The sequence below is a fragment of the Cupriavidus sp. NPDC089707 genome (assembly GCF_044748965.1).
Taxonomy (GTDB): Bacteria; Pseudomonadota; Gammaproteobacteria; order Burkholderiales; family Burkholderiaceae; genus Cupriavidus.
Map to the genome: position 1 here is coordinate 50,076 of NZ_JBIVHB010000030.1, position 17,787 is coordinate 67,862.

18 protein-coding genes are annotated in these 17,787 nt (G+C 68.1%); 11 read left to right on the forward strand and 7 right to left on the reverse strand.

All coding sequences use genetic code 11. The features are described from left to right. Window positions 1-71 precede the first annotated feature (71 nt). Both ACIP1U_RS29445 and ACIP1U_RS29450 read right to left on the reverse strand, forming a co-directional pair. Window positions 72-314 (reverse strand): hypothetical protein, encoded by a 243-nt coding sequence (locus tag ACIP1U_RS29445; protein ID WP_400322631.1) that lies wholly within the window; start codon window positions 312-314, stop codon window positions 72-74. A gap of 141 nt (window positions 315-455) precedes the next feature. Next, window positions 456-1,019: a surface-adhesin E family protein gene (locus tag ACIP1U_RS29450; RefSeq protein ID WP_400322633.1), complete on the reverse strand. Its 564-nt coding sequence runs from the start codon at window positions 1,017-1,019 to the stop codon at window positions 456-458. A gap of 366 nt (window positions 1,020-1,385) precedes the next feature. Between ACIP1U_RS29450 and ACIP1U_RS29455 the strand changes: the two genes are divergently transcribed. After that, a complete protein-coding gene (locus ACIP1U_RS29455) occupies window positions 1,386-1,934 on the forward strand; it encodes an acyloxyacyl hydrolase (RefSeq protein ID WP_400322635.1) in 549 nt (182 codons plus the stop codon). Here ACIP1U_RS29455 and ACIP1U_RS29460 read toward each other — a convergent pair. After that, entirely contained in the window at window positions 1,909-2,820 is a 912-nt protein-coding gene (locus tag ACIP1U_RS29460; protein WP_400322637.1) for a helix-turn-helix domain-containing protein, read from the reverse strand. The two genes, ACIP1U_RS29455 and ACIP1U_RS29460, sit on opposite strands and share 26 nt — an antisense overlap. 182 nt (window positions 2,821-3,002) lie before the next feature. On the opposite strand from ACIP1U_RS29460, the gene ACIP1U_RS29465 reads away from it, so the two are divergent. From ACIP1U_RS29465 to ACIP1U_RS29475, 3 genes are all read left to right on the forward strand, one after another. Further along, window positions 3,003-4,319, forward strand: a complete 1,317-nt coding sequence (locus ACIP1U_RS29465) for a hemolysin family protein (RefSeq protein WP_400322639.1) — start codon at window positions 3,003-3,005, stop codon at window positions 4,317-4,319. 287 nt (window positions 4,320-4,606) lie between these two features. Then, window positions 4,607-5,947: a GGDEF domain-containing protein gene (locus ACIP1U_RS29470; RefSeq protein WP_400322641.1), complete on the forward strand. Its 1,341-nt coding sequence runs from the start codon at window positions 4,607-4,609 to the stop codon at window positions 5,945-5,947. Window positions 5,948-6,088: 141 nt separating this feature from the next. Further along, window positions 6,089-6,220, forward strand: a complete 132-nt coding sequence (locus tag ACIP1U_RS29475; protein ID WP_010814145.1) for an entericidin A/B family lipoprotein — start codon at window positions 6,089-6,091, stop codon at window positions 6,218-6,220. Between the two features lie 128 nt (window positions 6,221-6,348). On the opposite strand, the gene ACIP1U_RS29480 is transcribed toward ACIP1U_RS29475, so the two are convergent. From ACIP1U_RS29480 to ACIP1U_RS29490, 3 genes are all read right to left on the reverse strand, one after another. Next, window positions 6,349-6,993, reverse strand: a complete 645-nt coding sequence (locus ACIP1U_RS29480) for a bifunctional 4-hydroxy-2-oxoglutarate aldolase/2-dehydro-3-deoxy-phosphogluconate aldolase (protein ID WP_400322643.1) — start codon at window positions 6,991-6,993, stop codon at window positions 6,349-6,351. 120 nt (window positions 6,994-7,113) lie between these two features. Beyond that, on the reverse strand, window positions 7,114-8,052 hold the full coding sequence (locus ACIP1U_RS29485; protein ID WP_400322645.1) for a sugar kinase: 939 nt from the start codon (window positions 8,050-8,052) through the stop codon (window positions 7,114-7,116). Between the two features lie 13 nt (window positions 8,053-8,065). Further along, entirely contained in the window at window positions 8,066-9,334 is a 1,269-nt protein-coding gene (locus ACIP1U_RS29490) for an amino acid deaminase (protein WP_400322647.1), read from the reverse strand. A 206-nt stretch (window positions 9,335-9,540) separates the two neighbouring features. Between ACIP1U_RS29490 and ACIP1U_RS29495 the strand changes: the two genes are divergently transcribed. From ACIP1U_RS29495 to ACIP1U_RS29520, 6 genes are all read left to right on the forward strand, one after another. Then, window positions 9,541-10,446, forward strand: coding sequence for a MurR/RpiR family transcriptional regulator (locus ACIP1U_RS29495; protein WP_400322648.1), 906 nt, complete (start codon window positions 9,541-9,543; stop codon window positions 10,444-10,446). 2 nt (window positions 10,447-10,448) lie between these two features. Then, complete coding sequence (locus ACIP1U_RS29500) at window positions 10,449-11,906, forward strand: amidohydrolase family protein (RefSeq protein WP_400322650.1); 1,458 nt, start codon at window positions 10,449-10,451, stop codon at window positions 11,904-11,906. 132 nt (window positions 11,907-12,038) lie between these two features. After that, window positions 12,039-12,431, forward strand: a complete 393-nt coding sequence (locus ACIP1U_RS29505) for a RidA family protein (RefSeq protein ID WP_400322652.1) — start codon at window positions 12,039-12,041, stop codon at window positions 12,429-12,431. Window positions 12,432-12,671: 240 nt separating this feature from the next. Then, a complete protein-coding gene (locus tag ACIP1U_RS29510) occupies window positions 12,672-14,033 on the forward strand; it encodes a GntP family permease (protein WP_400322654.1) in 1,362 nt (453 codons plus the stop codon). Between the two features lie 163 nt (window positions 14,034-14,196). Then, complete coding sequence (locus tag ACIP1U_RS29515; protein WP_400322656.1) at window positions 14,197-15,108, forward strand: aldo/keto reductase; 912 nt, start codon at window positions 14,197-14,199, stop codon at window positions 15,106-15,108. 16 nt (window positions 15,109-15,124) lie between these two features. Continuing rightward, entirely contained in the window at window positions 15,125-16,489 is a 1,365-nt protein-coding gene (locus tag ACIP1U_RS29520) for an NTP/NDP exchange transporter (RefSeq protein ID WP_400322658.1), read from the forward strand. Between the two features lie 42 nt (window positions 16,490-16,531). Here the strand turns inward: ACIP1U_RS29520 and ACIP1U_RS29525 are convergent, their stop codons facing one another. Continuing rightward, window positions 16,532-17,221, reverse strand: coding sequence for a DUF2968 domain-containing protein (locus ACIP1U_RS29525; protein ID WP_400322659.1), 690 nt, complete (start codon window positions 17,219-17,221; stop codon window positions 16,532-16,534). Between the two features lie 228 nt (window positions 17,222-17,449). On the opposite strand from ACIP1U_RS29525, the gene ACIP1U_RS29530 reads away from it, so the two are divergent. Beyond that, window positions 17,450-17,787, forward strand: a 338-nt coding sequence (locus ACIP1U_RS29530) for an alcohol dehydrogenase catalytic domain-containing protein (RefSeq protein WP_400322661.1), incomplete at its 3' end; no start/stop codon positions are given.

Consider the following 17,787-nt stretch of genomic DNA (forward strand, 5'->3'; position numbering starts at 1 on the left):
ATGGCAGTACGGACGCCTCCTGTTTCCCCCCTTGCCGGGGAGCCGGGCGCCCGCCGCCATCGGCAGCGCGCTCAGGCGCCTTTATTCGTCATCGGGTCCTTGGCACCGGGAGCGTGGCTCTTCTTTTTCTTGGCGCTGGCCTTCTTGGCCGTGGCCTTGTGCTTGCTGTCAGCCTTGGCCGGTGCAGCCTTGTCGGCAGCCGGTGCCGCCGGCGTGGCGGGGGTTGCCGGCGTGGCCGGCGTGGCCGGCGTTGCCTGCGCCATCGCGCCTGCACCGAACATTGCCAGTGACAGCATGACGATCCACTTCTTCATTTCGCTCTCCTCGTGAGCCCTGCATGTGGGAATGCCTGCAATGACCGGCACGCGATTCGCGCCGGGTCATTCGCATCAACGAGGACGGTTTGCACACGGTTGACCGGGACAAACCCTGACAGGGACGGCGCTCAGCTCCACTCAGCGGCACAGCCTGCGCAGCAGTTCACCCGCGATCGTGCCGGGGCCGGCAGGCTGGAAGGTGCCGTACTGCGGCGCGCGGATCGTATAGAGCGAGTTACCGCGCGCGTAGCGCTTGCTGTACAGCGTCTGCTCGACCACCGCGAACATCGACGTGGCACAGTCGAGCACCATGCGCCTGAGCGACGAGCGGATCGGTTCGCCGTTGGCGGTGCGGATCACGCCCGACGGAGAATTGCGCATCAGCACGACACCGACCTGCGCGCCCTGGCGCCGGGTCGCGGACTGGTCGAAGTACGAGATCACGCCGTTGGCACCCATCAGCGGCAGCCAGCGTTGCGGGTCGGGTGCGCCAGGGTCGGGCGCTGCCACCAGATGGCAGCCTTCCCTGGGCGTGGCGCGGAACACGGTGCCGGCGCCCGGCACCTGGCACTCGTAAAGGCCGGCGGCCGCGGCCGGACGCTGGGCCGGCATGGCGCTGCCTTCGGCATGCGCGGTCGGCACGGCCAGGCCGAGCATGCATCCTGCCAGCGCGGCAGCATGCCTAAAAATGCGGAACGTCATGGAATTGCCCTCGTATAGACGGGAAAAGCGAGCGGCATTGTCGCACACCAGACGCACGATGTGGCCGCTATGCATAGGTTGCGCACACGCGCGCGAATGGGCGTCGCAACTCCCCCGGCACTGCAATGTGCTAACTCGTGTACTACAAATAGGTATGGAGGCCGGCCATGAGTGGCGACGCCCGTTGCGGCACCACCCCATGCGAAAGTCCGACAGCAACGCAGCACCCAAGCCTTGCTTCCCATGCCACGACAAGACCAAGAAGCCAGACAAGACCGCCCTGCAAGTTGTTTGGACCTCCTGCCCGCGCCGCCAGCGCGCGCCAGGCACCCGAGGCATCGACAGCGGCGCTTTATAGCGCGCTCAATGCCGCGCGTGGCGCGCCACGCCGCCGCGGCGAACCTGCTGGCCCTCCTTCCTTGCTTCGGCACCGCCTACGCCGCGCCGGCCGTGCAGCTGGGCTACAGCTTCGACGAGACCCATCACGTGCAGAAGGCCGAGGTCGCCATGCTGTGGGATTCAGGTTTTGCGTGGGGCAATCCGCAGGGCTGGCTGATCGACCTCCAATGGGAGGTCAATATCGCGCGCTGGAACAGCAGCAGCGACAACAATCCGCATGACCTGTGGGAGTTCGGCGCCTCACCGGTGGTCCGCATCGGCTGGTGGAAACACGCGTGGGCGCCGTTCCTCGAACTGTCGGTCGGTCCACGCTTGCTGACGGGAACGCGCACCTCGGACGACCATGTCATTTCCACGGCGTTCCAGTTCTCCGAATACGCGGGGCTGGGCGTCACCTTTGGCTCGGGCCGGCGCTTTACCGCGGGCTACCGTTTCCAGCACCTGTCCAATGGCGGCATCAAGGAGCCCAATCCTGGCATCACCTTCCACGTCATCTACCTGCGCTACCGCTTCTGAGCGCCGGTGGCTGCGCGGCGCCCAGCGTTTCAAACAGGGTGCGCGTGGGTTCGTCGGCAGGGAAGAAGGACTCGATGCGCAGTTCCTGCAGCGTGATGTCCTGCGGAATACCAAGCGTGGTCAGCGTCGAGAACAGCGACGCACGGAACGCGCCGGCATGCAGCACCACCGGCAGCACCGGCGGCGGCGGCCCTTCCGCGCCGTCGTCCTCGGGGAGCAGCACACCGCCGGGGCCGACCATGTCGGGATGCCACGCGGCGATGCGGCGGAAGATCTCGCGCGCGGCCTGGTCATGCGCCTGGCTCTGCAATTCCTGCCAGACGCGCCGCAGCAGGTAGCGTCCGACCTGGCGCGCGTTCTCGATCACCGGCCACAGCCCTTGCGGATCGAACACCGACAGCATCAGGTTGACCCGACGCGGACCGCCGCCCTGCCCGCTTTCGTCTTCCAGCGACGCGGGCGCGCGTCCGTCGAGCAGCGTATCGAGCATGCGCCGGTACGCCTGGTTGGCGTCGACCAGGTTCCAGAACCGGTCCAGCACCACGGCCGGGTACGGCTCCTGCTTGGACAGGATCAGTGCGATCGCCTGCTGCACCATCTGCAACGGCGGCGAAGCCAGCGCATGCTCGCTGTAGGCCGGGGCGAAGCCGCCCGCCAGCAGCATGCGGTTGCGCTGGCGCAGCGGCACGCCGAGGCGCTCGGCCAGCGCCAGCACCATTTCGCGGCTGGGGCGGGCACGGCCGGATTCCAGGAAGGAGATGTGGCGCTGCGACACCCCGGCGGCCAGCGACAGCGCCAGCTGGCTGTAGCCGCGCTTGCCGCGCCAGTAGCGCAGCAGCCCGGGGAAGTCGAGAGTGGCTTCGGAAGCAGGGGTCAGCGTTTCCATGCGCGTATTACAGCATGGCCTGGCGCCGGGAGCGACTACCTGCCAGGTAATAGCGGCAATTCCCTGTCGACCATTGCCTTGCCGGCACTGCGACGCAGGCGTCACTGTGACGACTTCCTGTAACACCCGAATGGTATGCTTAACCTCTTTGAACACCCGGCGCGCAAAGGGCGCGCACTTTGATGGAAATTGCCATATTACTGGCGCTGATCCTGCTGAACGGCCTGTTCGCGATGTCCGAGATCGCGCTGGTCACCGCGCGCAAGGCGCGCCTGCAGCGGCAGATCGAGAACGGCGACCGGGGCGCGATCGAAGCCGCCAAGCTGGGCGAGGATCCCACACGCTTCCTGTCGACGGTGCAGATCGGCATCACGTCGATCAGCGTGCTCAACGGCGTGGTCGGCGAATCGACGCTGGCGGAGCCGTTCGGCGCCTGGCTGCACAGCAGCATCGGCATGGCAGAGTCCACCGCCAGCTACGTCGCCAGCGCGACCGTGGTGGCGGGCCTGACCTACTTTACCATCGTGCTGGGCGAGCTGGTGCCCAAGCGCCTGGGCCAGATGGCCCCCGAAGCGATTGCGCGCATGGTGGCGCGCCCGATCTCCTGGCTCGCGATAGCGTCCACCCCCTTCGTCAAGCTGCTGTCAAGCTCCACCCGGCTGGTGCTGCGCCTGCTCGGCACCAAGACCGATAGCGGCCCCGGCGTTACCGAGGAAGAAATCCACGCACTGCTGGTCGAAGGCTCCGAGGCGGGCGTGATCGAGCAGCATGAGCACACCATGGTGCGCAACGTGTTCCGCCTCGACGACCGCCAGCTGGCCTCGCTGATGGTGCCGCGCGGCGACGTCGTCTACCTGGACGTGGATGCGCCGCTGGAGGAAAACCTGCGCCGTATCGAGGAATCCGACCACTCCCGATTCCCGGCGGTGCGCGGCGGCATGCACGACATCGTCGGCGTGGTCAGCGCGCGCCAGCTGCTGGCACGCCGCCTGCGCGGCGAAGAGGCCGACCTGATGGCCGTGGTACAGCCAGCGGTGTTCGTGCCCGAAAGCGTGACCGGGATGGAGTTGCTGGAAAACTTCCGCGCCTCGGGTGGCCAGGTGGCCTTTGTCATCGACGAATACGGCGAAGTGCTGGGGCTGGTGACGCTGCAGGACCTGATCGAAGCCATCACTGGCGAGTTCAAGGGCGAAGTCGCCGGCGAGGAATGGGCAGTGCAGCGCGACGATGGCTCATGGCTGCTCGACGGCCTGATCCCCATCCCCGAACTGAAGGACCGTATCGGGCTGCGCCAGGTGCCGGAAGAAGAAAAGGAACGCTACCACACGCTGTCGGGCATGCTGCTACTGCTGCTCGGACGGCTGCCACAGATCGCCGACCGCGTCGAGTGGGGCGACTGGCGCTTCGAGATTGTCGACATGGACGGCAAGCGCATCGACAAGGTGCTGGCCTCGCGCCTGCCCCCCGAAGACGGCCCGGAGGAAGAGACGACCAGCTAATGCCGCGCGCAGGTACAGTCAATCTCATCCATTGACGCGCCAGCGCCGCCTTGATCTTCGTCAAACGACAGGTGCGTATTCCGCAACTTGTCGCAACTTGCAAGTTTCTGCCGCCCAGCTTGCCTTATGATCTGGCCTTGCAGCCCGTTGCGGCTGCAGCAGGCGTGCGCAGTCACGCCTGACGAGAGCAGCCGGCCCGCGCCAGCGGTCCTGCCAGACGTAGAACACTGACAACGGGGAGATGCGGGACAGCGCCGTGAGCACGGCCGCCGCCCGCAACACGATTCATGCATCCAGACGCCGACGATCCCGGCGGGACGCCATCGGACGGCTCACAAGCGCCGACCGATGGCAACGTCCCGGCGCGGCCAGCCGGACTGCTGTCCGCGCTGGCCGCGCGACGCGCCATCGGCGCGCCGCCGGCCGCCGTGCTGGCGGTCCGGCTCGACCGATTTGCCAGCGCGTGCGAGACCCTTGGCCCGCGCCGAGCCGCCCGCCTGCAGGCGTTGGTGCAGACCCGCATTGCAGCGCTGCTGCCGCAGGGAGCGGTCATGCACTGGGTGGCCGTGTCTGACCTGGGCGTCGTCACGGCACTGCCGGCCGGCAGCACGGATGCAGCGCCGATTGCCAAGCGCATTGCCGCCGACCTGTCCCGTCCGTTCCTGCTGGACGGCTTCGAGCTGTTTATCTCCAGCAGCATCGGCGTGGCTACCGACCACCCTGACATCCCCGCCGAGCGCAGCGTGCAGCAGGCCTTCGATGCCATGCTGCGCGTCGTCCGCCAGGGCGGCGACGGCCTCGCGCGCGCCGACAAGCCCGCCGCCCCGCTCACCGCGCCGCTGCTGGCCGCCCTGCCCGAGGCGCTGGAACGCGGCGAACTGAGCCTGCAACTGCAGCCGCGCGCCAACTTTGCCGGCGCCCGTGTCAGCGGCTATACCGTGCGCCTGCGCTGGCACAGCCCCGTGCTGGGTCGGGTGGCGCCGCAAGACTTCCTGCCGCTGGTGGATACGCTCGGGCTGGTCGGACGCATCGGCGTATGGATGCTCGACAGCGTACTGCCGCTGGTGCGAAGCGCCGAAGCGCTTGCGCCGCTGCAATTTACCCTGCTGGTCCCAAGCGGGCAGCTGCACCGCCCGCCGATGGTCGATGCCCTGGCGCAGGCCATCGAAGGCGGCATCGCCGCGGAGCGCCTGTGCATCGAACTGCCTGGCAGCGCGGTGCCCCAGGACGCCGGCGTCCTCCATCGCTTTGCGGACTTGCGCCGCCTGGGGGTCCAGCTGACGCTGGGCGATTTTGACGACAGCCCCGCCAACCGGCTTGCCCTGAAAGCACTGCGGCCCGACAGCGTCTCGCTCGATGTACGCCGGCTGGGCCATGGCGGCGCGCGCGGCGGCAGTCCGGACCTGGCCGAGCGGCTGCATGGCGCCTGCGCCATGGCGCGCCGCGCCGGCGCGGCGGTTTGCGCCAAGGGCGTGGAAAACCGGCAGCAACTGGAGGCGGTACGCGCCTGGGGCTGCCACAGCGTGCAAGGCTACCTGCTGGCGCAACCTTTTCCGGCGGCCTGGCTGATGCAGACTCACGCCGCAATCCAGCAGCGCGCTCGCGAGCTGCTGGCGCCAGCCAGCTGAACCGGTCAAACCGGACCGCGCCACCGGCAACTGTTGCACCGATTGCACGATTTACAAATTGGCACATACCAGATATCAACCGCGCTGACAGCGGCGGTAAAATCGGGATCAAACCCTCAACCGAATGGAAAGGAGCCCGGCGTGAAGAAAGGTTGGATCTGGTGCGTTCTGTTTGCCACCCTGTTGGCTGGCTGCAACACGATGGCAGGACTCGGACAAGACATTCAGCGCGGCGGCCAGAAGCTGGAAAGCTCGGCGGACCGGCACAAGTAAGCCGGACCGCCAAACCGCGCAACGATGCGGCCTGGCCGCGTCCGCAACCAAGAACGGCACGCCGCACGGCGTGCCGTTTTGCATTGCATGCTTCGTTCTAACTTGATTTACGCCGTCGGACGGCGCGCTCAGCCCTTGCTGCGCAGCGCGCGTGCCTGCTCGGCCAGCGAACGGATGCGGCCCCAGTCCTTGCCGGCCACCGCGTCCTTCGGCACCACCCACGATCCGCCCACGCACACCACGTTGGGCAAGGCCAGGTAGGTCGGCGCCAGCGCGGCATCGATGCCGCCGGTCGGGCAGAAGCGCAACTGCGGCAGCGGTCCGCCCAGCGACTTGAGCATCGGCACCCCGCCGGCCGCCTGCGCCGGGAAGAACTTCAGGAAAGTGAAGCCGGCTTCCAGCGCCAGCATGGCCTCGCTGGCCGTGGCCACCCCAGGCAACAGCGAGATCCCCGCGCCCTGCGCGCCCTCCGCCAGCGACGGGGTCAGGCCGGGCGACACGGCAAACTGCGCGCCGGCGTCGCGCACGGCACGCAGCTGCTCGACGGTCAGGACCGTGCCCGCGCCCACGCACGCCTGAGGCAGCGCAGCGGCCACGGCCCTGATGGCTTCCAGCGCGACCGGCGTGCGCAGCGTGATCTCCAGCAGCGGCAGGCCGCCGGTGACCAGCGCCTCGCTCACGTGCAGGGCTTCGTCGACCGACTGGAATTCCAGCACGGGGATCACCGGCACGTCGGCCAGCAGGGGGAGCAGCGGGGAAGTCTGGTTTTGCATGTCTGTCTCGGGGTGAAGGGTTCAGGAAAGCAAAGTCAGGGAATGCGGTCGGCTCAGTTGCCGATGACTCGCTGAAAAATCGCCGAAAAATCGCAGATCAAGCGCCGCTTGAACGCACGATTACCCGCCGATCACCGAGACCGATTCGGCCAGCCGGGCCATCACGGTCTGCGCATCGGGGATCGGCGCCACCGCGCCATAGCCGGTGGTGGACAGCGCCGCGGCCACGTTGGCATAGCGCGCGGCCTCGAACGCGTCGGCGCCCGCCGCCAGGCGCGCGACGAAGCTGCCGCCGAAGCAATCGCCGGCACCGGTGGCATCGATCGGCTTGACCGGATACGGCGCCACCAGCGTGCGCGACTCGGGCGTGGCAACGTAAGCGCCCTCCTCGCCCAGCTTCAGCGCCACCAGGCCGATGCCGCAGCCGAGCAGGTAATCGACGACGGCATCGCGGTCGTCCAGCCCCGTCAGCACGGTGATGTCGTCCCAGCTGGGCAGGCACACGTCGGTCAGTGCGAACGCTTCGCGCATGATGCCGCGCGCGCGCGCCAGCGACCACAGCCGCAGGCGCAGGTTGGTGTCGAGCGTGACCTTGGTGCCGGCCTTGCGGGCATGCTCCATCGCCGCCAGGCCGGCATCGCAGGCGCTGGTGCTGATGGCAAGGCTGATGCCCGACAGGTGCAAATAGCGCGCCGCGGCGATCGCGCCCAGCGGCAGTTGCTCATGCTGGTAGCGGCTGGCGGCGGAGCCTTCGCGCAGGTAGTCGAAGCGGTGGCCGTGATTGTCGTGCGAGACAAAATAGACGCCGGTCGGCGCGGACGGGTCGACGTGCACATAGCGGGTATCGACCCGTTCCTGCGTCCACAGCGCGCGCAGGCGCTCGCCGAAGGTATCGGCGCCCACCGCGCTGATAAAGCCGGTGCTCGCGCCCTGCCGTGCCGCGGCGATGCAGAAGTTGGAGGTGTCGCCGCCAAAGCCCTGCAGGTAGCGGTCGGGATCGTCGGGCTGCTGGTTGAACTCCACCAGCGGCTCGCCGTAGGCAAGGATATCGATGCTCATGGGGCGGCCCGCCTCAGAAGAAGGTTTGCACGATGTCGATCACGCGCAGGTCGCGATCCAGCACCGGGATATGGCGCCACTTGTCGAAGGTCAGGCACGGGTGCGAGATATCGAAGGCGATCATGTCGCCGACCTGGATGTCGTCGCCCGGCTTGACCTCCAGGTAGGCGTGCTGGTCCATCATGCCGGTCACTTCCCAGTGCGCGGGCACGTCGACCGGCGCCTCGCTGCCCGGGCGGTACAGCCGCGCGGGGATCGGCATGCCGGCATCGAAGGCAGCGTCGCGCTTGCCCATGCCGATGATGACGCGGTCCGGCTCGGGGATCGACTGCACGTAGGCCCACAGCTGCAGCGCGGGCAGCAAGCCCTCGCGCATTTTCTGCGCGACCGGGTTGCTGGCCAGGATGCGCTGCTGCGCGGCGCGGTAGATGCCCACGTCATGGGTCAGGTAGCAGCCGGGGCGCAGCACGATGTCGATGGGCGTGCCGATGTCGGTGCGCGCGAATTCCTCGGCCACCACGTCATACCAGGCCGAGCCCGCGCCCGACATCACCACCGGGCTGCGGCCGAAGCGGCCCTGCTGCGCCAGTTGCCGCGTCACGGCCACGGTGCGCTGCAGGAAGGCGTGGATATCGGCCTCTTCCTTCAGCACGCCTTCATAGATCTCGACGCCCGCCAGCGACAATGCCTGCGGCCAGCGCGCCAGCGCGTCGAGCACTGCCTGTTGCTGCGTGTCGTCGCGCACGCCGGTGCGCCCACCCGCCACGCCCAGTTCCAGCAGCACCTGCAGCGTCTGCCCGCGCTCCTGGAAGAACTTGCCAAGCTGGTCGACCAGCGCGGCGGAATCCACCAGCGCGAAGAACTCGAAGGCCGGATCGTCGCGCAGCAGGTCCGCAATGATTTCCATGTTGCGGCGGCCCACCAGCTGGTTGGCCATCAGCACGCGCTTGACGCCGTGCGCATGGGCCGCGGCGGTCTGGTGCGCGGTCGCCAGCGTGATGCCCCAGGCGCCGGCGCCGAGCTGGCGCGCGAACAGCTTGGGCGCCATGGTGGTCTTGCCGTGCGGCGCAAGCTGCACGCCGTACTCGCCCATGAAGCGGCGCATCCATTCCAGGTTGTGCGCAAGCCGGTCTTCGTAAAGCACCGCGGCCGGCAGGCTCAGTTCTTCCTGCAGCAGGCTCCAGCCGGTATGGGCGGCGTCCGGGGCCAGCGGGGCTTCCAGGCGCCCGAGCGCCTTGTTGAGCGGATCGATCACGCCGGCCTGATACTTTATTTCACGCATCCTTGTCATCACCCTGAAAAAATCTGATTGACGTAATGATAGCCCTGAAAATAAGATATTTCATCCCTGTTATAAAGTAACACGATGTCAGCACGCAGGACCTCAGAGGCAGCGCGCAAGGGCGCGCCAGTCACTGTTATAGCCCCTGCGGACAGCATCTGCCGCTTTCGCCACTTCGCCTGCCGGCCCCGCCCAGCCACCCAACCATGACCGCGCCCTTCGACATCCTGACCCGCATCGCCGAGCGGGGCCCCGCGCTGCGCCTGGCCGAGCAGAAGGTGGCGCAGGTGGTGCTGGAAGACCTGGCCGGCGCCGCCGCCGCGAGCATCAACGAACTGGCGCGCAAAGCCGGCGTCAGCGAGGCCAGCGTGACCCGATTCGCCAAGGCCATCGGCTGCCGCGACGTGCGCGACCTGAAGCTGCGGCTGGCACAGGCCACCGCAGTGGGCGCGCGTTTCCTGCAACCCGGCGGCGCCGATGCGGCCGCCGAAGCCCCGGCGACGCTCGCCGACAGCATCCATGCCGACATCCTGACCGCGCTCGAAGTCAACCGCGGCCTGATGGACGCGCAGCGTATCGAAGACGCCGCGCGCCTGTTGCTGGGCGCACGCATGGTCTACGCTTTTGGCATGGGCGGCGGCTCGTCGTTCATGGCCGACGAGGCGCGCCACCGCCTGGCGCGGCTGGGCCAGCCGGTGGCCAGCTACCAGGACGGGCTGCTGCAGAAGATGGTGGCGGCCACGCTGAGCCGCGACGACGTGGTGCTGGCGTTCTCCGCCAGCGGGCGCGTGCCGGAGATGCTGGCCAGCTGCGAGATCGCACGTGAATACGGCGCGAAGCTGGTCGCGGTGACTGCACTGGGCTCGCCGCTGGCCGCGCGCGCCGACGTGCTGCTGCCTGTGCGCACGCTGGAGACGGATTTCATTTTCAAGCCGTCGGCGTCGCGCTACGCGATGCTGATGGTGCTGGACGTGCTGGCCACCCAGTGCGCGCTGCTGCAGCAGGACCAGAGCAAGGAGCGGCTGCGCCGGCTCAAGTACGTGCTGGACAGCCACCGCGGCGAGGCGGGCCCCGGCCTGGGCCCTGACAGCCGCCAGCCTCTGGGAGACTGACCATGCCACACCTGTTCGATACCCTGATCCGACTCGTCACGCTGATCGATGGCTCCGGCGCCGCCGCGCGCCTGGCCGACGTGGCGCTGCGCGACGGCCGCATAGCCCGCATCGATGAAGGCGGCGCGATCGATCCCGATGCCGCCGCGCACGTGGTCGAAGGCCACGGCCTGGTGCTGGCACCGGGCTTTATCGACGTGCATACGCACGACGATACCAACGTCGTGCGCCAGCCCGAGATGACGCCCAAGCTGTCGCAGGGCGTGACCACCGTGATCGTCGGCAACTGCGGCATCAGCGCCGCGCCGGTGACGCTCTCCGGCGAGCCACCCGACCCGATGAACCTGCTCGGCCATGCCGACGCGTTCCGCTTTCCCAGCTTCAAGGCCTACGTCGACGCCGTCGATGCCGCCCAGCCCGCGATCAACGTCGCCGCGCTGGTGGGCCATACCGCGCTGCGCAGCAACCATATGGACCGGCTCGACCGCGCGGCCACGCCCGCGGAAATCGCGGCCATGCGCGCGCAGTTGGAAGAATCGCTGCAGCACGGCGCGCTGGGCCTGTCCACCGGACTCGCCTACGCCAATGCCTTCAACGCGCCGACCGAAGAAGTGCTGGCGCTGGCCGAGCCGCTGGCCCGCGCCGGCGCGCTCTACGCCACGCACCTGCGCAGCGAGTTTGCCGAGATTCTCGACGCCATGGACGAAGCCTTCCGCATCGGCCGTCATGCACGCGTGCCGGTGGTGATCTCGCACCTGAAGTGCGCGGGCGTGGACAACTGGGGCCGCAGCACCGAAGTGCTCGATGCCCTCGACGGCGCGCAGCGCTGGCAGCAGGTCGGCTGCGACTGCTATCCCTATACCGCCAGTTCGTCGACGCTGGACCTGAAGCAGGTCACCAGCGACTTCGACATCATGGTGACGTGGTCCGAAGGCGCGCCCGAGATGGGCGGCCGACTGCTGGCCGATATCGCCGCCGAATGGCAGGTCGACCTGCACGAAGCGGCGCGCCGGCTGATGCCCGCCGGCGCGGTCTACCACTGCATGGAAGATGCCGATGTCGACCGCATCCTGAGCCACCCCGCCACGGTGGTCGGCTCGGACGGCTTGCCTAACGACCCGCTGCCGCATCCGCGCCTGTGGGGCGCGTTCCCCCGCGTACTGGGCCACTATGCGCGCGACCGCGAGCTGTTTCCGCTCACTGTCGCCGTGAACAAGATGACCGGCCTGTCGGCCGAGCGCTTCGGCCTGCATGGCCGCGGCTTCGTGCGCGAAGGCTACTGGGCCGACCTGGTGCTGTTCGACGCCGCCACCATCCGCGACGCCGCCAGCTTCACCGATCCGATGCAGCCCGCCGAAGGCATTGCCGCGGTCTGGGTCAACGGCGAGCTGTCGTGGCAGCAGCGGCAGTCGACCGGGATTCGGGCAGGACGCTTCCTGGCGCGCGGCACGGACGGATAAACCTCTCCATCCACTACTGTCATTTCCGCGCATACCCAAAGGGCACGTGGGCTCCAGCGTCTTTGAAAGTCGCTGGCTCCCCCGCCTGCGCGGGGACGACGAGCATTTGAAACCTTCTTCTGAGGAGTACCCATGGACATCAAACGATTCGGCGTGGAAGGCGGCACCGGCCAGGGTGGCGCGCACATGCCCTTTGCGCGCGCAGTAGCGGCCGACGGCTGGCTCTACGTTTCCGGCCAGGTGCCGATGGTCGGCGGCGAGCTGATCGGCGGCGGCATCGTGCCGCAGACCCACCAGGCCATCAAGAACGTGCTGGCGATCCTGGCCGAGGCCGGCTACGGCCCTGAGCACGTGGTCCGTTGCGGCGTGTGGCTGGACGATGCGCGCGACTTCGCCTCGTTCAACAAGATCTTCAAGGAATACTTTGGCGCCAACCCGCCGGCGCGCGCCTGCGTGCAATCGAGCATGGTGGTGGACTGCAAGGTCGAAGTGGACTGCATCGCCTACAAGAAGCCGGCGGCCTGAGCCTGCTGCCTGCTTGCTTGATTGACTCATTCCTGACTGCTTGCTCCCCTCTCCCGCGCGCGGGAGAGGGGCCGGGGGAGAGGGACGGCGTCACCACGAAGTGAGCCGCCACGGTGCTTGTCACGCGCCCGCCCTCTCCCCCAACCCCTCTCCCGCAAGCGGGCGAGGGGAGAAAGCAACAAGCCTAGAACCTCTGCTGCCGCACACAAGCGGCCATTTTTTTCCACGCAAGGAGACAATATGGGTGCCGTCACCGGAACCACGCTCTTGGTGTATGCGCTGATCGCCGTGATCGCACTGGTGGTGCTGATCGCGCGCTACAAGCTCAACCCCTTCATTACCCTGGTCGTCGTCTCGGTGCTGCTCGGCTTTGCCGTGGGCATGCCGATGGGCGAGATCGTCAAGTCATTCGAAGCCGGTGTCGGCGGCACCCTCGGCCATATCGCGCTGGTGGTGGGCCTGGGCACCATGCTCGGAAAGATGATGGCCGAGTCTGGGGGTGCCGAACGCATCGCCAACACGCTGATCGATTTCTTCGGCGCGAAGAACGTGCACTGGGCCATGGCGACCATCGCCTTTATCGTCGGCCTGCCGGTGTTCTTCGAGGTCGGCTTCGTGCTGCTGGTGCCGATCGCCTTCAACGTGGCCAAGCGCACCGGCACGTCGATGGTAGTGGTCGGCATCCCGATGGTGGCCGGCCTGTCGGTGGTGCACGGCCTGATCCCGCCGCATCCGGCCGCGCTGCTGGCTGTGACCGCGTACGGCGCGGACATTGGCAAGACCATCATGTACGCGCTGATCGTGGGCATTCCCACGGCGGCCATCGCCGGACCGCTGTTTGCAAAGCTGATGGACCGCTACGTCAAGCTGCCCGAGGTCAACCCGCTGGCCGACCAGTTCACCGAAGAGGATGAACGCGTCAAGGAATCGCACGAATTGCCGGGCTTCGGCATCACGGTGTTCACCATCCTGCTGCCCGTGTTCCTGATGCTGATCGGCAGCTGGGCCGACGTCTTCACCACGCCCAAGACCTTTGCCAACGACTTTCTCAAGCTGATCGGCAACTCGGTGATGGCGCTGCTGATCGCCGCGCTGGTGAGCTTCTACACCTTCGGCAAGGCGCGCGGCTTCAACCGCGAAACCATCCTGAAGTTCACCAACGAGTGCGTTGCGCCCACCGCGATCATCACGCTGGTGGTTGGCGCCGGCGGCGGCTTCGGCCGCATCCTGCGCGACTCGGGGATCTCCACCGCCATCGTCGATGTCGCCACCAGCGCGCAAGTGTCGGTGCTGGTGCTGGGCTGGCTGGTCGCGGTGATGATCCGCATTGCCACCGGCTCGGCCACGGTCGCCATGACCACCGCCGCCGGCATCGTCGCCCCGATCGCCGCCAGCGTTCCGGGCACCCGCCCCGAGCTGCTGGTGCTCACTACCGGCGCGGGCTCGCTGATCCTGTCGCACGTGAACGACGGCGGCTTCTGGCTGGTCAAGGAGTACTTCAACATGACCGTGACCCAGACCTTCCAGACCTGGTCGGTGTGCGAGACCATCATCTCGGTGGTGGCATTGCTGCTGACGCTGGGCCTGGCCACGGTGGTCTGAGGCGCGAAAGCCGTACCGCGCACCCGTCCGCCGGGTGCGCGCGGCGGTGCCCGCACTGCGCGGCGTGCCGGATAGCGCACTGAAGCAGCGGTTTACAAGGTTCCGGCCAGCGCCTAAGGTCAACCAGTGTGTGACCCGCCTCCAACCGCTTCCAACCGCTTCCATGCCAATCGACCGCCGCTCATTCCTGGCCCTGGCCGCCGGGCTGACCGCCACCGCCGCCACCCTGTCAGCCGGCGCGGCCACCGTTGCCGTCCCCATGCGCCGCAACATCCCCGGCACCACCGAGGCGCTGCCCGTCGTGGGCATGGGCACCGCCGACACCTTCAACGTCAGCAGCGAAGCCGCCGAGCGCAAGCCGCTGGCCGAAGTCATGGCGATGCTGTTGCGCACCGAAGGCTCGGTCATCGACACCGCGCCCAGCTATGGCAGCGCCGAGGCAGTGACCGGCGACCTGCTGCGCGCCGCCAACGCCCGGCAGCGCGTGTTCCTCGCGACCAAGATCTCGGCCCAGTCCGGCGCCCCGGCGCAGGCGCAATGGGGACGCTCGCTGGCAGACCTGCACGTCGACAAGGTGGACCTGCTGCAAGTGCACAACCTGATCGACTGGCAAGGCAACCTGCGCTTTCTGCGGGAGTTGAAGGGCCAAGGCCGCATCCGCTACCTGGGCATCACCCACTACCGCGACGACGCGCACGAGGCGCTGGAGCGGATCGTGCGCAACGAGCGCATCGATTTCGTCCAGGTCAACTACTCGGTGGCCGAGCGCAATGCCGAGCGCGTGCTGCTGCCGCTGTGCCAGGAGCGCGGCGTGGCGGTGCTGGTCAACCGCCCGTTCCAGGACGGCCGCCTGTTCCGCACGGTCAGGGACCGGCCGCTGCCGCCGTGGGCCGGAGATATCGACTGCGGCTCGTGGGCCCAGTTGTTCCTGAAATTCATCGTGAGCCATCCGGCGGTGACCGCTGCCATCCCCGCCACCTCCAAACCGCGCAACATGGCCGATAACCTCGGCGCCGGGCTGGGGCGCATGCCCGATCCGGGCCAGCGCGAGCGCATCGCCGCGCTGCTGGCCTGACGCGCGCCCGGGCCGCATGGACGAACCCGATCGCGAAACACCCGCCGGCGGCGGCCTGGCACGGCTGCGGCGCGGCTTCGGCATCCGCCCCGGCGAGGCCAGCGCGGTGGTGGCCGGCTTCCTGTTCTTCTTCTGCCTGTTCGCCAGCTATTTCATGCTGCGCCCGGTGCGCGAGACCATGGGCATCGCCGGCGGCGTGAAGAACCTGCAATGGCTGTTCACCGCGACCTTCGTCGTCATGCTGGCGGCAATCCCGCTGTACGGCGCGGTGTGCGCGCGGCTGCCGCGGCGGCGCTTCGTGCCGTGGGTCTACGCGTTCTTTATCGCCAACCTGCTCGCCTTCGCCTTCGGCACGCGCGCGTGGCCAGACGATGTCTGGCTGGCGCGCGTGTTCTACGTGTGGCTGTCCGTGTTCAACCTGTTCGTGGTGTCCGTGGCGTGGAGCCTGATGGCCGACGTGTTCCGGCCAGAGCAGGCGCGGCGCCTGTTCGCGCTGCTGGCCGCTGGCGCCAGCGCGGGCGGGCTGGCCGGGCCGGTGCTGGGCGGCTGGCTGGTGCCGCAGATCGGGCTGACCGGGCTGATGCTGTTGTCCGCCGCGCTGCTCGCCGCGACGCTGCCGGGCGTGGGCTGGCTGTTCGGCTGGCGCCGCCGCGCCGGCGCGGGCCATGAAGTGCCCGCGGACGCCGCCAGCGACCCCGCCAACCCGGTCGGCGGCGGCCTGTGGGCGGGACTGGCGTTATTGCTGCGCTCGCGCTACCTGCTCGGCATCGGGCTGTTCGTGATCCTGCTGGCCACTGCCAGCACCTTCCTGTATTTCGAGCAGGCACGGCTGGTGGCCGAGGCCTTCCCCGAGCGCACGCGGCAAACCCAGGTCTTCAGCGCGCTCGACGCCACGGTGCAGGCGCTGACCATCCTGGTTCAACTGTTCTTCACCGGCCGCATGGCGCGGCGCTATGGCGTCACGCTGCTGCTGACTGCGGTGCCGCTGGCGGTCACGGCGGGCTTCGTGGTGCTGGCGCTGGTGCCGACCTTCGGCGTGCTGGCCGGCGTGATGATCCTGCGGCGCGTGGGCGAGTATGCGCTGCTGCGGCCCGGGCGCGAGATGCTGTTCACGGTGGTCGACCCCGAGACCAAGTACAAGGCCAAGAACGTGATCGACACCGCGGTCTATCGTGCCGGCGATGCAGTCAGCGCGTGGGTCAAGACCGCCATCGATGCGATTTCCGGCCACCCGGCCACGGTAGCCCTGGCCGGTGCCGGGCTGGCGCTGACATGGGCGGCGCTGGGATGGTGGCTGGGGCGGCGGCACGAGACCGAGCTGGCGCCACGGGAAGCGAGCCGGCGCGCCGCAGCGGCAGGCGCGACGACGACGTCGCGCTAGTGTCATGACACTAGCCCTGTCCCACGCTACGGGACGACTGCTTCAGCGCTTCGGCTTGTTCGCGACCGGCAGCATCTCGCCGGAATCCGCCAGCGAGGACTCGATCCGGTGGATCTCGCGGCGCAGCTTGTCCAGCTGGGCGCGCGCGGCGCGGCTGTCGAGCTCGGCGGTCTGCACGTCGGCGCGCGAGGTTTTCTGGTCTTCCGCGATGCGCTGGCGCTGCGCCTGCATCAGGCGCACATCGGCGTTGAGCGCTTCCGCACGGACTTCGGCGTCCTGGATTGCGCGCTCGTACTGGCGCATCTGCGTGGCCAGCACCTGCCGGCGGATGGCATCGTTGGCCAGGGCGGCGCTCTGCTTGCTGACCTGCCGGTAGGCGGCATCGGCCGCGCCGAGATTATCGAAACGCAGCACGCGCCAGATCTTGTTCTGGTACATCAGGCCGACATAGCACAGCACCTTGTCGTCGGCCAGCAGCAGCGCCGTGCCGTAGTCGCCGTCGACGCTGGCACGCAGCTCCTTGACCGTGCTTTCCTCGATGCGCTGCTGCAGCTCGGCGATCAGGCTCTGCGCCGCCGGGTCCGCCGCGGGGCCAGCCGCGGCGGCTAAGGCCGCAGCGGGGGCGGCTTCGGGCTTAGCCAGTACGGCGGTGGCACACACGGACAGGTGGACGGCAATGACGCCGGCAAGCAAACGGGGATGGCGGCGGGGGCGGGACGGATTGACTGTCATGCTCTTGTTCTGGGGTGGAGGCCAGGCCAGGGGCAATTCATCATGGCAATTGCCGCGCAGCCGCGTCGGTGCAACCGACGGATCTTACGGCAACGGAAGGCAGGACTGAATACCTCCTTTTCGGTAATTGACGGTCCGATGCGCTGGCGGCGGGCCGGTGGATGGCCGTATAGTCATGCCTCGGGCGCTGAAGCATCGCCCAGGACATTCCTGACCCCGGAGGACCCCATGAAGACCAAAGCCGCCATCGCCTGGAAAGCCGGCGCCCCGCTGACCATCGAAGACGTGGACCTGGACGGCCCGCGCGCCGGGGAAGTGCTGGTGGAAGTGAAGGCCACCGGCATCTGCCATACCGATTACTACACCCTCTCCGGCGCCGATCCCGAAGGCATCTTCCCGGCGATCCTCGGCCATGAAGGCGCAGGCATCGTCACCGATGTCGGGCCGGGCGTGACTTCGCTCAAGCCTGGGGACCACGTGATTCCGCTGTACACGCCGGAATGCCGCCAGTGCAAGTTCTGCCTGTCGCGCAAGACCAACCTGTGCCAGGCGATCCGCGCCACCCA